Source organism: Salmonella sp. SAL4457 (assembly GCF_046548235.1).
In the GTDB taxonomy this organism is placed as follows: Bacteria; Pseudomonadota; Gammaproteobacteria; order Enterobacterales; family Enterobacteriaceae; genus Salmonella; species Salmonella enterica.
This window is the reverse complement of record NZ_JBGDZO010000671.1, coordinates 1-263: the sequence shown is the minus strand read 5'-3', so window position 1 is coordinate 263 and position 263 is coordinate 1. Positions and strand designations below refer to the sequence as shown.

Sequence of the window (263 nt, the reverse complement as noted above, 5' to 3'; positions counted from 1 at the left end):
GTACCCGACCGTTCGACGCGGTGGTCGGGGTGATCCTGCTCTGCCTGCTGATTCGCGGCGACTGGCTGCTGCCGGCGAACCAGGTACGGCGGCTGACCTTCGGCTTCATCGTGACCCTGCTGATCCTGGTGGTGATCCGCGTGCTCTACGCCAAGATCGCCCACCACCTGCACTGGCAGCACGCCAGCCTGTCGATGCTGATGGACAAGGCCATCCACCTCAGCGACCACTTCCCGGACTGGGACCGCGAGGGGGAAATCAAT

Annotated in this window: 1 protein-coding gene; it reads left to right on the top strand. The window is 64.6% G+C overall.

Annotated elements, in window-relative coordinates; all coding sequences use genetic code 11:
- A partial coding sequence (locus ACLJNW_RS25870) for a hypothetical protein (protein WP_410961460.1) occupies positions 1-263 on the top strand: 263 nt, incomplete at both ends.